General features: G+C 41.3%; 13 protein-coding genes. 9 read left to right on the forward strand and 4 right to left on the reverse strand.

Annotation, left to right across the window (positions count from 1 at the left end; translation table 11 throughout):
- From mlaD to murA, 5 genes are read left to right on the forward strand one after another with little or no spacing between them, the layout of a single operon-like run.
- On the forward strand, positions 1-549 hold the full coding sequence (gene mlaD, locus P20311_RS18040; RefSeq protein ID WP_008115537.1) for an outer membrane lipid asymmetry maintenance protein MlaD: 549 nt from the start codon (positions 1-3) through the stop codon (positions 547-549).
- Positions 550-554: 5 nt separating this feature from the next.
- On the forward strand, positions 555-1235 hold the full coding sequence (locus P20311_RS18045) for a phospholipid-binding protein MlaC (RefSeq protein ID WP_008115538.1): 681 nt from the start codon (positions 555-557) through the stop codon (positions 1233-1235).
- Positions 1228-1521, forward strand: a complete 294-nt coding sequence (locus P20311_RS18050; RefSeq protein ID WP_008115539.1) for a lipid asymmetry maintenance protein MlaB — start codon at positions 1228-1230, stop codon at positions 1519-1521. The genes P20311_RS18045 and P20311_RS18050 overlap by 8 nt, the downstream gene beginning before the upstream one ends.
- A 5-nt stretch (positions 1522-1526) precedes the next feature.
- A complete protein-coding gene (locus tag P20311_RS18055) occupies positions 1527-1784 on the forward strand; it encodes a BolA family protein (RefSeq protein ID WP_007378312.1) in 258 nt (85 codons plus the stop codon).
- A gap of 14 nt (positions 1785-1798) precedes the next feature.
- Positions 1799-3058, forward strand: coding sequence for a UDP-N-acetylglucosamine 1-carboxyvinyltransferase (gene murA, locus P20311_RS18060; protein ID WP_008115542.1), 1260 nt, complete (start codon positions 1799-1801; stop codon positions 3056-3058).
- Between the two features lie 75 nt (positions 3059-3133).
- On the opposite strand, the gene P20311_RS18065 is transcribed toward murA, so the two are convergent.
- The 3 genes from P20311_RS18065 to P20311_RS18075 form a co-directional block, all read right to left on the reverse strand.
- Complete coding sequence (locus tag P20311_RS18065) at positions 3134-4216, reverse strand: trypsin-like peptidase domain-containing protein (RefSeq protein WP_008115543.1); 1083 nt, start codon at positions 4214-4216, stop codon at positions 3134-3136.
- A gap of 143 nt (positions 4217-4359) precedes the next feature.
- The gene (locus P20311_RS18070) at positions 4360-5712 is read right to left on the reverse strand and encodes a Do family serine endopeptidase (protein WP_008115544.1); all 1353 of its coding nucleotides are present in this window, start codon (positions 5710-5712) and stop codon (positions 4360-4362) included.
- A 384-nt stretch (positions 5713-6096) separates the two neighbouring features.
- The gene (locus tag P20311_RS18075) at positions 6097-6531 is read right to left on the reverse strand and encodes a YhcB family protein (RefSeq protein ID WP_008115546.1); all 435 of its coding nucleotides are present in this window, start codon (positions 6529-6531) and stop codon (positions 6097-6099) included.
- Positions 6532-6664: 133 nt separating this feature from the next.
- On the opposite strand from P20311_RS18075, the gene zapE reads away from it, so the two are divergent.
- Positions 6665-7753: a cell division protein ZapE gene (gene zapE, locus P20311_RS18080; protein ID WP_008115547.1), complete on the forward strand. Its 1089-nt coding sequence runs from the start codon at positions 6665-6667 to the stop codon at positions 7751-7753.
- A gap of 166 nt (positions 7754-7919) precedes the next feature.
- Here the strand turns inward: zapE and gorA are convergent, their stop codons facing one another.
- Entirely contained in the window at positions 7920-9281 is a 1362-nt protein-coding gene (gene gorA, locus P20311_RS18085) for a glutathione-disulfide reductase (RefSeq protein WP_008115549.1), read from the reverse strand.
- A 230-nt stretch (positions 9282-9511) separates the two neighbouring features.
- Between gorA and prlC the strand changes: the two genes are divergently transcribed.
- From prlC to P20311_RS18100, 3 genes are all read left to right on the forward strand, one after another.
- Entirely contained in the window at positions 9512-11563 is a 2052-nt protein-coding gene (gene prlC / locus P20311_RS18090; RefSeq protein ID WP_008115550.1) for an oligopeptidase A, read from the forward strand.
- A 162-nt stretch (positions 11564-11725) separates the two neighbouring features.
- Positions 11726-12904, forward strand: a complete 1179-nt coding sequence (locus tag P20311_RS18095) for a PleD family two-component system response regulator (RefSeq protein ID WP_008115551.1) — start codon at positions 11726-11728, stop codon at positions 12902-12904.
- A 65-nt stretch (positions 12905-12969) separates the two neighbouring features.
- Positions 12970-13725, forward strand: a complete 756-nt coding sequence (locus P20311_RS18100; protein WP_008115552.1) for a class I SAM-dependent methyltransferase — start codon at positions 12970-12972, stop codon at positions 13723-13725.
- Positions 13726-13991: the final 266 nt, after the last annotated feature.

A 13991-nucleotide genomic window follows, 5' to 3' on the forward strand; every position in this document is an offset into this window, starting at 1 on the left:
ATGAATTCACGGAAATTAGAAATTTTAGTTGGTTTTTTTGTCGCACTAGGTATTTTGGCGTTTTCAATGCTAGCGCTTAAAGTGGCCAATTCAGGTATTAGCGGCTCAGGTGAAACCTACACATTAAACGCCAAGTTTGAAAATATAGGCTCATTAAAAACTCGCGCGCCTATTAAAGTAGGGGGAGTTGTTATTGGTCGTGTCGAGTCAATTTATGTGCACCCGCAAGAGTTTTTACCTGTGGTGAACATGAGTATTGATGCGCAGTATTTATGTCGTTTTTCAGACACCAGTTCTATCTCAATTTTAACCTCGGGTATTTTAGGCGAGCAATATTTAGGTATTAACCCTGTGATCGCCTCAGATTCAGCTAAACAACGTTGTTTAGGCGAAGATGTTGCAAACAGTGCGCAAGACCAAGCTATTGACGATTTATTTGGGGTGCAAAGCAAAGCATTAGCAAGTGGCGATTCAATCACTGATACTAAGTCGGCATTGGTACTTGAAGAATTAATTGGCCAGTTTTTATTCAACCAAGGTAGTGAGTAATTATTATGTTGAAAACATTTTTAGCAAATGTCGCATTGGTAAGTTTAATGCTAGTACAAAGCGTGCATGCCGATGAAGTTAAATTGGTTGATCCGAATAAAATGGTGCGTCAGGTTGCTGATAATACTTTTGAGCGTATTACCAAAGACCAGCCATTAATATCTACCAACAAAGAACATTTAAGGGTCATCGTTGAAGAAGAGCTGATGCCTTACATTGACTACAAATATGCGGCACTAAGAGTGTTAGGTAGTGAAGTGTCAAAGGTACGCGCGATTACCGATAAAGCAGAAAAAGCTAAAGCAATTAAAGATATTCAGCGTTTTATTGGTGCGTTTAGAGAGTACCTAGTTGCCACTTATGCAGGTGTGTTTACCCAGTACACTAATCAACAAGTTGAATTTGCTGCTGAGCAACCTTTTAAAGGTAAAGATGTGGTGGTGGTAAAAACCAAAATTGTAGAAGCCGGTAAACCCGACATTAAAATTGATTTTAAAGTACGTGAAGACCGAAGCGGTGAATGGCGCGCTTACGATATGATTGCTGAAGGTATTAGTTTACTTGATGCAAAGCAAAGCGAGCTACAAGGTATTTTACGCCAACAAGGTATTGACCATGTTAGCGACTTACTAGAGCAAAAAAGTAAGTTACCGGTTCAGTTTAGAGGCAGCGACACAAATGAGTAAATTGGCAATCAGCCAAGTCGATGAGCAGCACTTAAGAGTCAGTGGTGAATTGACTCATAATTCAATTGGCAATGAACGGCTTCTGAACACCAAGCGACAAACTAAGCATAAAACCCTTTATTTTGACCTAAGTGAGGTCACAAGGGTTGACACAGCCGGCTTAGCTTGGTTAATTCACTCTTTTACAGAATTTAAGCAGCAAGGCATTCGCCTTGAATTGCAAAACCCACCTGGACAACTGCAAAACCTTATGCAGTTGGGTCAGGTTACAACCCTATTTGAGTGAGAGTTATGGAAACGAGTCAAGTCGAAACATTATTACGCGACGAACTTCAGTTAGCTGAAGTACATGTAAAAGCCAATGGCAGTCATTATGAAGTAATTGCAGTTGGTGAATGCTTTGACGGATTAAGTCGTGTTAAAAAGCAACAGTTAGTGTATGGCCCATTAATGAATACTATTTCAGATGGTACCATTCATGCTGTTTCTATCCGCGCTTTTACTCCGACTGAGTGGAAACGTGAGCAAAAATTCATTTTACCGCAATAAATAAGGCCCCTTAGATGGATCAATTTGTAATTCAAGGTGGCACTTCGCTGGCTGGTGAAGTAACTATTTCTGGCGCTAAAAATGCGGCACTGCCTATTTTATTTGCAGCCTTATTGCCCGAGGGTAAAAGTACCTTTACTAATGTACCGCGCCTTCGCGATATTATTACTACAGAAGCTTTATTAAAAACCTTAGGCGCTGATGTTCAGTGGCAAGGTGATTCACTGATTATTGATGGTGCAACGGTAAATAGTACGTTAGCGCCTTATGAATTAGTAAAGCAAATGCGCGCATCAGTGCTCGCACTTGGCCCTTTAGTCGCTCGCTTTGGTGAGGCACAAGTATCCTTGCCAGGTGGCTGTGCTATTGGTGCACGCCCAGTTGATATTCATATTCAAGGTTTAGAGCGCATGGGCGCGCAAATAACGGTGGAAAATGGTTATATTAATGCCAAAGTAGATGGACGCTTAAAAGGCGCTGAAATTTTCATGGAAATGATCAGTGTCGGTGCTACCGAAAACTTACTCATGGCGGCAACGCTTGCAGATGGCAAAACTGTTTTAGAAAATGCAGCGCGCGAGCCTGAAATCATCGACTTAGCTAATTGCTTAATTGCAATGGGCGCTAAAATTACTGGTGCAGGTTCTAGCCGTATTGAGATTGAAGGGGTTGAGCGTTTATCAGGTTGTGAGCACCGCATATTGCCGGATCGTATTGAAACCGGTACCTTCTTAGTTGCCGCCGCGATGGCCGGTGGCGAAGTACTGTGTAAAATGACCGACTTTCATTCACTTGAGCCGGTAATTGAAAAACTGCGTGCAACCAACGCGCTACTAGAAGTGCATGAGGATAGTATTTATCTTGATATGCGAGGCCGAGAGCTTAAAGCGGTTAATATTAAAACTATGCCGCATCCAGGTTTTCCAACCGACATGCAAGCGCAATTTACCGCTTTAAATGTAGTAGCTAATGGCAGTGCGACCATTACCGAAACTATTTTTGAAAATCGTTTTATGCATGTACCTGAGCTACAGCGTATGGGTGCTAATATTCGCCTTGAAGGCAATACGGCTTTTTGTGGTGAAACACAAAGCTTATCGGGTGCGCAGGTTATGGCAACCGATTTACGAGCATCAGCGAGCCTTATTTTAACGGGAATTGTGGCTCAAGGTGAAACGATTGTTGACCGTATTTATCATGTAGATAGAGGCTATCAGCGTATTGAAGATAAACTCAGTGCGCTAGGTGCTAACATCAAACGCAAAAGCAATTAGTTAGTCAAAGACATAAAAAAACGCGATGATCTATCGCGTTTTTTTATGTCTAATGCCAAAGTATAAATAAGCGCTTTATAGTTTGGTTTCAAGCTCCGCAACCGTCACCATTATTTTTTCTATTTCACCATTACGGTATAGCTCAAACTCAATTTCTTTGCCTGGCTCGGTACTGCCTATTTTTTTCAATACATTTTGTGGATTAGCCACTGAAAGCCCAGCAATTTTAATCACAATATCTTGCTCTTCTATACCCGCCTGCCAAGCAGGGCCTAAAGGGTCTAGGTTGGTAATACGCATGCCTGCAACGGGCGTTAAGCTATCATTGACCTCTTTACCTGTACTGTCTACCGCTGTACCTTCAAAGCCCAAATAGCCACGTACAACTCGTCCATGGCGAATAAGTTTACCCATAACTTCTTTAGCAAGGGTGTAAGGTACAGCAAAAAATATTCCCTGAATGTTTAAGTTCTCACGGGTTTTAAATTGGGCAGAAGTTATCCCCACTAAGTCGCCATTAGAATTTACCAGTGCCCCCCCTGAGTTGCCCACGTTAATGGCAGCATCCATTTGCAATAAATTATTGTAGGGGCTGTCAGTAATTTTTTGCTTACCGGTGGCGCTAATGATCCCCTGAGTAATTGTTTGCCCTAAATTTAATGGGTTGCCAATTGCTAACACCAAATCACCTACACTTGTGGTGTAGTTGTCATTAACAGGGATAACGGGGAGGTGGTTGGCATTTATTTTTAATAATGCTAAATCGGTAATCGTATCAAAACCAATAAGTTGCACATCAAAAAAGCGCCTACCATCGGTAAGGATGACCAGTATTTGATCGGCATTATTGATCACATGGTAGTTAGTTAATATATAGCCATCGGGTGACATGATCACCCCAGATCCTAACTCTTGCACGGTATTTTGGCGCTTGTAGCGTGGCTCTTTAGAAATGCTTTCTGAAAAAATAGTGACAACCGATGGTGCCGCACGTTTAACCGCATCAGAAAAGCTCAAATGGCTGGCGGTCATTGCACTGGGCAGGGGAACATTAGGTAGTAATGCAGTACGCATGTTAGGGCTGAAAAAAACCACTAAAAAAGCAATGCCTAAACCGGCAAATAAAGGAGGAAGTACAAATTTTAGAAGTTTTAGCACGGTATTCTTATTGTTAGTGAGCAATCCCTTTATGATGGCACAAAAAAAATAACAGCGGCAAGTGCCGCTGTTACTTTTATTGAGTTTATTTAGCCTCAGTGAAGCGCTGAATTACGCATCTTGAGGTGATTTGGGTAATACTATTACTGAATTAATACAAAGATAGACTCGCGTCCGCGTTTAACACCTAACACAATATTACCTTGAATATCGTCGATAATTTGGTTCATATCGCGAATGCTTTCTACCCGTTGACGGTTTACTTGCACAATAACATCGCCTTCTTCAAGGCCAACCCGTGCTGATGGTGAACGAGGATCGACAGAGGTTACCTCAATCCCTTTCATTTTGTTTTTCTTCACGTTTTCAAGTGTTGCACCTTGGAATGCGGGGTGTAACTCTTCACCTGCAGCAGTAATCCCTGATGCGCCATCTAGGGTAACTTCAACGTTTTTAACTTTACCGTCACGGTAAATCCCCAACTGTACTTCACGACCCTCACCTAAGGTGGCAATTTTACTGCGTAGTTCATGGAAGCCACTAATTTCACTACCATTAATACTAATAATTACATCGCCTGCTTTAATTCCCGCTTTGCTGGCTGCAGTGTCATCCATTACCTGCATAACATAAGCCCCTTGTTTAACATCAAGCTGCTGTGCTTTAGCAAGACCTGCATCAAGAGGGCGGCCTGAAATACCTAACGAACCACGGCGTACTTCACCATGCTCTACAATTTGATCAACTAGGTTTTTCATCATATTTGACGGAATAGCAAAGCCAATCCCCACATTTCCGCCTGATGCACCTAAAATAGCGGTATTAATACCAATCAGCTCACCGTTTAAATTAACTAAAGCCCCACCTGAGTTACCTTGGTTTATCGCGGCATCTGTTTGAATGAAATCTTCGTAACCCTCAATATTTAAGCCACTGCGGCCTAATGCGCTAACAATACCTGAGGTAACCGTGTGGCTTAAACCAAAAGGATTACCAATTGCGACGGCAAAATCACCGACACGTAAGTCATCTGAGTTAGCTAGCTTTACTGCGGTTAATTCATCTGCGTCTATTTGTAGTAGCGCAATATCAGACTCTTTATCGCTACCAATTTTTGTTGCTTCATATTCGCGGCCATCCTCAAGAGTGACCACCATTTTTTCAGCGTCTTGCACTACATGGTTGTTAGTAACGACATAACCTTTGTCAGCATCAATAATAACTCCTGAGCCTAAACCACTAAACTGGCGCTTTTGGCTACGTGGCTGCGGGTTGCCAAAAAAGAAATCGAGCGGGTCACCGCGTCGGCGAACCTCTTTAGAGCCTGAAACCTGAATACTCACTACACCTGGGGTAATTTGCTCAAGCATAGGGGCAAGTGTTGGTAATTGTTGACCATTAACGGCAACCGGCAATTTAGCAAACGAGGCGGTTGGACTTAGTAATAAGCTAGTAGATAAAATAGCAGCACTGATAAGTGATAATTTCATTTTCATAGTCAGGGTTTACTCCACTTAAAAAGCAAAAGGCTGCAATAAGCAGCCTCAAAAAAGTATCTTAGTAAGATAAAACAACAAAGCTGTATACCCAATCAACCTCATGATGGGAGTTTCAGTTGGATTTAAATGCGATTTAGGCAAGGCATTGATTGTAAGTAATAGTGGTTCTATTATTAAAATCAATAACGCAGTATAAATCGCATTTAAACCAACCCATGGGGCATTTCACAGGAACAGGCTCTCGGTGTTGTGACTTTTTAAAAGGGACTACCATTTATGCAAAGTCACGCCTTGATAGCCAATCCCTGTGAAATGCTGAATTCTTCATCATGAGATTGATTGGGTATATTACTAAAGACTATGGGGTCAAAAAAAAGTTCATCAAGATGCTTTAGAAGTATTCACATCACCAGCAAATAATCCTGATTTACCCGACACATAATCAGCTGGTTGAGCATCGGCGTTTGAGCGATCTGAGCTACGCTCTTTTAATGACGCTTGTAACTGCTCTGTGGTTTCTTTAGAGAAAAACGGTTCAGCAGGGGCTTTATTTCTGTCTTCAAGTAATAGTTGATTGGTTTCTTCAACATGGCTTAATAACTGGTCGTAGTTTTCTTTCATTTTGTTTACTAACTTACCAGTGTTCGCTAAATGGTCGGCAACATCTTGACGATACTGCTCAAGCGAATGCTTAGCTTGCTCTGCTTGTTGCTCTAACTCATCTTGTTTAAATTGTTTTTTAGTGACAAAGGCACCAACGAAAAATGCAGCAATAGCAACCACTATCACTAAACCTACCCATGTAAATGTACCCATAAATTCACCTCTATGCGAAAATAACTAAAAATATTTAGTTCAATAATAATTCATACTAAGTCTAATATACCCTGAGTATTGATGCGTGTTAATATGCTTTACAAATTAAACTGTGTTTTAACTGTAAATAGATATGACTCCTTGGCAAACATACCAGCAAGACCTTCAACGCGATGACTTTGTACATGACGCAGCACAAGAAAATGCAGTTCGTCATTTACAGCGTTTATACGACGATTTAACACAAGTAAAACCACAATCTAAAGGCTTTTTTGCAAAGCTTTTTAATAAAGCAGAGCCAGCTCCCATTAAAGGTTTATACTTTTGGGGTGGCGTAGGCCGTGGTAAAACTTACCTTGTTGATACTTTTTACGAAGCTTTACCGAGCGATAGAAAAATGCGAGTGCATTTTCACCGCTTTATGCACCGAGTACACGACGAGCTTAAAAAGTTAAACAACACAGCAAACCCATTAGAAACAGTTGCCGATATTTTTAAAGCAGAAACAGACATAATTTGTTTTGATGAGTTTTTTGTACAAGACATTACCGATGCCATGCTGCTCGGTGGTTTAATGGAAGCGCTATTTGCTCGTGGTATTGTGTTGGTTGCAACCTCTAATATTATACCTGATGATTTATACCGCAATGGCTTACAACGCGCTCGTTTTTTACCGGCTATTGCCTTAGTGAATAAGCATACTGAAATAGTTAATGTGGATTCAGGTGTTGATTACCGGTTACGTACACTGGAACAAGCAGAAATTTTTCACAGCCCGCTTGATGAGCAAGCTGATAAAAACCTATTTGAATACTTTGATAAGCTCTCCCCTGAGGCCGGTAAAGTAGACACCCCAATTGAAATAGAAGGGCGGATGATCAAAACCCGCAAGGTGTCTGATTGCATCGTTATGTTTGAATTTAGCGAACTGTGTGAAACCGCGCGTAGCCAAGTGGATTACATGGAAATAAGCCGATTATATAACACGGTGATTTTATCTAACGTAAAACAGCTTGGACAAAATAATGATGATGCAGCAAGGCGTTTTATTGCGTTGGTAGATGAGTTTTATGAGCGTAACGTTACCTTAATTATTTCTGCAGAAAAACCCATTACCGAGCTCTATACACAAGGCAATTTAAACTTTGAATTTAAACGCTGTATTAGTCGCCTGCAAGAAATGCAATCGTTAGAATATTTAGCCCGAGAGCATTTAGCTTAAAATACGAAGGTTAGCGGGCGACGGGCTGCGGGTTGAGATTACGTAGCAGCGAGTTTACCTCGCGTAAATTTGGTTATTTACAAATAAAAAACCTTGCGATGTTAACCACAAGGTTTTTTTATTTCTCGAACCTCGAACCTCGAACCTCGAACCTCGAACCTCGAACTTATCTCATGGTAACAAACTCTTCCGAACCCGTCGGGTGTAGTGCGACTACCGCATCAAAATCGGCTTTAGTCGCGCCCATTTTCATGGCGACTGCAAAACCCTGAATCATTTCATCAACGGTAAAACCAATACCGTGTAAGCCCACAACTTTTTCATCATCGCCTGCACACACTAACATCATATTACAGGCTTGGCGGTGCTGAGTAACTGCGGTGTACATAGCCGCAAAACTTGATTTATATACTTTTACATTTTCTTCACCGTACTGAGAAATTGCTTCTTGCTCAGTTAAGCCAATGGTGCCGATAGGTGGATGGCTAAATACCACGGTTGGTACTAGGCTGTAGTCCATTTTCAAATCATCCGGCAGCGCTTTATTAAATAAGCGCTCCGATAGAGTACGACCCGCTTTTACAGCAACTGGTGTAAGCTCAATACCATTTTCGATAATATCACCCACAGCGTATACATTTTTAGCCGTGGTATTTTGGTATTCATCTACTTTTACATAGCCGCTTTCGTTTACTTCAACGCCTGCTGCAGCAAGGTTAATTTTATCGGTTGTAGGTGTACGACCAATCGCCCAAATAACCTGATCAACATTTTCGCTGTAACCGTTTTCAAAATGAATAGTTAAGCTACCATCAGCCTCTTTTAACACCTCTTTTGGCGAACATTCAGTGTGCAGAGTAGGGCCTTCTTTTGCCATAATATCAACCAGTGTGTCGATAATATATGGGTCAAAGGTGCGCAGCGGCTTGCTCTTACGAACAAATAAATGGGTTTGTGTCCCTAGGCTGTGCAGCACACCTGCAATTTCTACGGCAATGTAACCTGCACCAACAACAGCAACACGCTTAGGTTGTTCGTTCAGCTCAAAAAAGCCGTTTGAATCAATACCGTGTTCAGCGCCTGGAATGTTAGGAATAGTAGGGCGGCCACCTACGGCAACTAAAATGTGATCGGCAGTATAGTGCTCGCCATTTACTTCAACGGTCTTACTATCAACAAATTTTGCAAAACCTTTAATCACGGTAACGCCATTTTTAGCTAAACCGTTATCATAGCCTTTGTGAATACGACCAATATAAGCTTCGCGACTTTCTACTAGTTTTGACCAGTCAAAGCCTTTTATTTCTACATCAAATCCGTAATCAGGAGCATAAAGATTAATTGCTTCAGCAACTTGAGCACCGTGCCACATTACTTTTTTAGGAACACACCCTACGTTTACGCAGGTGCCACCCATGTGTTTTGCTTCAATAAGTGCTACTTTTGCGCCACGCATTGCTGCACGGTTAGCTGATGCAATACCACCACTACCGCCACCAATTGCAATGTAATCAAAATGCTGAGCCATGTTTAATCCTCTAAATGTGTTTAACAATGTTTTACCGATAATATCATATGCGATGAACAAGTCACTTGTTCAGGTTTGCTAAAATCTCTACCATCAAACGAAAATCAAGCTAGTTAAGATCAAGGTATTATTAGTCGAGCGTATATTAAGCTAAGAGCTGAACACTTCCCCTTGTATTTACGTATTTTGCCCCAACTTCATTTTTATATTTGCATAAACTGAGAATGACTATGAGCAATGCACAAACAAATCCCCTTATTGGGCTTGAAGGACTTCCTCCTTTTTCAAAAATAAAGCCTGAGCATGTAGTACCGGCATTAAAAAAAGGTATCGAGCACTGTCGCAGTGCGATTGAAAGCGTATTAGCAAAGCAATCTTTCACCTGGAATGATTTAGTGCTACCGCTTGAAGAAGCCGACGATAAACTATCGCGATTATTTTCACCGGTATCACATTTAAACTCAGTAATGAACAATGATGAACTGCGCGAAGCTTACGAGCAGTGTTTACCGCTTATTTCTGAATATTCTACTTTTGTTGGTCAGCACCAAGGTTTGTATGAGGCTTATAACGCACTTTATAACAGTGACGAATTTAAAACACTCACTACCGCTCAGCAAAAAACCGTTACCAACGCATTGCGTGACTTTAAGCTTTCAGGCATTGCACTAAATCCTGAGCAGCAAAAACGCTACGGTGAAATTAGTGCGCGTTTATCAGAGCTTGCTTCAAAATTTGGTAATAACGTGATGGATGCCACGCTTGCATGGCATAAGCATATTACCGATAAAAGCCAACTAGCGGGCTTACCAGAGTCAGCACTGGCATTAGCGGCTGATACAGCAAAAAGTAAAGACTTAGAAGGCTGGGTATTTACTCTCGATTTCCCATCTTACTTACCTATAATGACTTACGCAGACGACCGTGAACTTCGCAAAGAAACATACACCGCGTTTTCTACTCGTGCATCCGATCAAGGTCCAAATGCAGGAGAGTTTGATAACTCGGCGATAATGAGTGAAGAGCTGGCACTGCGTCATGAGTTAGCACAATTACTTGGCTTTAATAATTACGCCGAAAAATCTTTAGCTACAAAAATGGCAGAATCACCTGCACAGGTATTTTCATTTTTAGAAGACTTAGCAGCTAAATCTAAGCCACAAGCAGAGCAAGAGCTTAAAGAGTTGCAACAATACGCAGAGCAACAGCACGGTATTAGTGAACTACAGGCATGGGACTTTGGTTATTACAGCGAAAAGCTAAAGCAAGAAAAATACGCGATTTCAGATGAAGTATTACGCCCATACTTCCCTGCCGATAAAGTGCTTAGTGGTTTGTTCGAAACCGTTAACCGCTTATTTGGTATTACAGTTAAAGAACAAAAAGACATCGATACGTATCATAAAGATGTGCGCTTTTTTGAAATTTACGATAGCAACAATACTTTACGTGGTCGTTTCTACTTAGATTTATACGCCCGTGACCACAAGCGTGGTGGTGCGTGGATGGATGACTGTATGGGCCGTAAAGTGCGTGCTAATGGTGAACTTCAAACACCAGTTGCTTACTTAGTGTGTAACTTTAATAAAGCGATTGGCGATAAGCCTGCTTTGTTTACCCATAATGAAGTAACCACACTGTTCCATGAGTTTGGTCACGGCATTCACCACATGTTAACTCAAGTAGATGCAGCGCCTGTTGCTGGTATTAATGGTGTGGCATGGGATGCCGTTGAATTGCCAAGTCAGTTTTTAGAAAACTGGTGTTACGAAGAAGAAGCCCTAAGCTTTATTTCAGGCCACTTCGAAACCGGTGAGCCATTACCAAAAGAGCTACTAGATAAACTATTGGCCGCTAAAAATTACAACTCAGGTATGCAAATGCTAAGACAACTTGAGTTCTCGTTATTCGATTTTAAAATTCACCATGACTACGTGGCAGACAAACCATGTAACATTCAAGCTGTACTTGATGATGTACGCAGTCGTACCTCAGTCATTAAGCCGCCAGCGTTTAACCGTTTTCAGCATGGCTTTAGTCATATTTTTGCGGGCGGTTACAGTGCAGGCTATTACTCGTATAAATGGGCTGAAGTACTTTCGGCTGATGCCTACTCTAAATTTGAAGAAGAGGGGATTTTTAATCCACAAACTGGCCAAGCGTTTATGCAGCATATTCTTGAAAAAGGCGGCAGCGAAGAGCCAATGGCACTGTTTAAAAACTTCCGCGGTCGTGAGCCAAGTGTAGATGCACTACTGCGCCACAGCGGCATCGCCGCTTAGGGTCTGTTGATTTTTGCGGATTAAAATATAATTACAAAAGCGCCCCAGAGGCGCTTTTTTATTGCCTAAAATACAGCGCTGTTAAAGAATATTTTGAATAAATTTTAGTAGTTTTAACATGGCGTACTATGCTTTTAACAAAGTACTAAAAGGGACTAACGCATGGCAAAGTTAATACTGGCAATTGATGACGATAAATTAATGCACCATATTATTGAAGAATCTTTAGCTGGGTTTTGCAAAGTGATCCACGCCAAAAATGGTGAAGATGGCATAAGACAAGCGATTAAATATAACCCCGATATTATTTTGCTTGATGTTGAAATGCCGGGCATGTCTGGTTATGAGGTTTGCCAAACTATTAAACAAAATAAAGCCACAACAGATATTCCGGTAATGTTTTTATCATCCAAAGTGGGGCAAGCTGAACGTATTAAAGGGTTTAGTGTTGGCGGGGCTGACTACATTTTAAAGCCTTTTAACGCACAGGAGCTGATGGCACGGATTAAAATTCTTTACCAGTATCGCAAGCAGTGTGCAACACTGCAGTATGATATAGCAAAGGCCAATAAAACAGCTGAAATGGCGATGATTGAGACCGGTGACATGGGGCGCATTATGCGTTTTGTTTGTCAAAGCTATCATGCCGATAATTTAGAATTATTAAGTGAATACTTTTTAGGTTTTTTTACTCCATTACACCTCAATGTCGTGGTTGTTTTTTGGCAGAATAACCAGGGAATGTTTTATAGCCAAGAAACAGGCGTATGCCCATTAGAGCAAGAGCTACTCATACAGCATAAAAATGCAGAACGCTTTGTTGATATTGGTCATAGTACTATTATTAATTACCCTAATATTTCACTATTAATTAAAAATATGCCTGTAGATACGCCATCACTTTATGGCCGCTATAAAGATTTATTTCCGCATATTTTAGAAATAACTAACGAAAAAGTAGCCACTATACAGCAGCACCAATATCGGTTAATGCGCGATAATGAGTTAACCGTTGCTTTTAAAGATATTGTTGCCCAGCTTAAAAATCAAAACGCCATGCAAACGAATGCGATTAGCCAGCTTACAGAGCAGCTCGAGCAACTCCAATCGTTAATGCAAACACAAAATGAGCTAACAGCTTCGCAATTTAATCAGCAAATAACCCAACTTAGCCATACATCACAGCAGCTGGTTGCAACCACTAATGATTTAGCCTTTATTAAGCACCAACTAAAAACAACCACTCAACAGCGTGATGACTTAATTACTCAAACACAACTAAGTAAACAACAAACGCAGCCAGAACCTGAGAGCGAAAATAACGATATTGAGTTGTTTTAAACTAGAGATCGTATATTGGCTTTGTTTGGGTATAATAACGGTGAAATTTATCATCGGAGTGTGAAGTGGTTATACAGTGTGCGTTTAAAGAGTGTCGACCTTATTTAAATGAGTTAGAAGCACGCTTTGGGCTTGCTCAATGGGCAGAGCAAAGCAGTGGTTTTAGCTTGCATTACGATGATAAAGGACTAAGCCTGTATAAAACTGACGAGCCAAAATTAGGTGCTATTAACGTAGACTTTGTAACTGGTGCCGTTGCACATAGGCGTAAATTTGGTGGTGGTAAAGGGCAATCAATTGCCAAAGCAGTTGGTCTTAACAAGGGCGCAACGCCAGTGGTACTCGATGCCACAGCAGGCCTTGGGCGTGATGGTTTTGTGTTAGCCTCATTAGGCTGTAAAGTAATTTTACATGAGCGCCATCCCGTGGTTGCTGCACTGTTATATGATGGCTTACAACGTGCTTATAACGATAGTGAAATTGGCCCATGGATGCAGCAAAATATGAGCCTTATCTTTGGCTCAAGCCATACTTTACTTGCTCAATGTGACAGCATGCCCGATGTGGTTTACCTTGATCCAATGTTCCCGCACCGTGAAAAATCAGCATTGGTTAAAAAAGAAATGCGCGTATTCCAAGAGTTAGTGGGTGGCGATACCGACGCCGATGATTTACTCGAGTTTGCTTACCCACTTGCCAGTAAGCGTGTAGTGGTTAAACGCCCCGATTACGCACCATTTTTAAATGATAAAACTCCAAGCATGCAAATCAAAACCAAGAAGAACCGCTTTGATGTATATGTAAAAGCCGCGATGGTTTAGGTTAAAGAACCGTTTTTAGTCTTCAGCTGTCAGTTTGTCGCTGAAACCATAGTTTGCTTGCAGCGACACAGTTGTCAGTTGTCAGCAAAAGATTAAGCCAAGTACGGTGTTTGGGTTAAACGTAGGCGGGGCTTTACGCCGCGCAGGTAGTTTGACATGTTGTGAAAGTGCGCGAGTAAACTCTCGCCTATAATATAAAAACTGGGCTTGCATAAGGCTCGGTGTTTTATTTTACTACCTGACCGCTGACCGCTGACCGCTGACCG

It is taken from the genome of Pseudoalteromonas sp. BSi20311, assembly GCF_000239875.1.
In the GTDB taxonomy this organism is placed as follows: Bacteria; Pseudomonadota; Gammaproteobacteria; order Enterobacterales; family Alteromonadaceae; genus Pseudoalteromonas.

What these genes read in the sequence shown, in the direction of transcription:
- mlaD (WP_008115537.1), top strand. Translation starts at nt 1, where the DNA reads ATGAATTCACGGAAATTAGAAATTTTAGTTGGTTTTTTTGTCGCACTA.
- P20311_RS18045 (WP_008115538.1), top strand. Translation starts at nt 555, where the DNA reads ATGTTGAAAACATTTTTAGCAAATGTCGCATTGGTAAGTTTAATGCTA.
- P20311_RS18050 (WP_008115539.1), top strand. Translation starts at nt 1,228, where the DNA reads ATGAGTAAATTGGCAATCAGCCAAGTCGATGAGCAGCACTTAAGAGTC.
- P20311_RS18055 (WP_007378312.1), top strand. Translation starts at nt 1,527, where the DNA reads ATGGAAACGAGTCAAGTCGAAACATTATTACGCGACGAACTTCAGTTA.
- murA (WP_008115542.1), top strand. Translation starts at nt 1,799, where the DNA reads ATGGATCAATTTGTAATTCAAGGTGGCACTTCGCTGGCTGGTGAAGTA.
- P20311_RS18070 (WP_008115544.1), bottom strand. Translation starts at nt 5,712, where the DNA reads ATGAAAATGAAATTATCACTTATCAGTGCTGCTATTTTATCTACTAGC.
- P20311_RS18075 (WP_008115546.1), bottom strand. Translation starts at nt 6,531, where the DNA reads ATGGGTACATTTACATGGGTAGGTTTAGTGATAGTGGTTGCTATTGCT.
- zapE (WP_008115547.1), top strand. Translation starts at nt 6,665, where the DNA reads ATGACTCCTTGGCAAACATACCAGCAAGACCTTCAACGCGATGACTTT.
- gorA (WP_008115549.1), bottom strand. Translation starts at nt 9,281, where the DNA reads ATGGCTCAGCATTTTGATTACATTGCAATTGGTGGCGGTAGTGGTGGT.
- prlC (WP_008115550.1), top strand. Translation starts at nt 9,512, where the DNA reads ATGAGCAATGCACAAACAAATCCCCTTATTGGGCTTGAAGGACTTCCT.
- P20311_RS18095 (WP_008115551.1), top strand. Translation starts at nt 11,726, where the DNA reads ATGGCAAAGTTAATACTGGCAATTGATGACGATAAATTAATGCACCAT.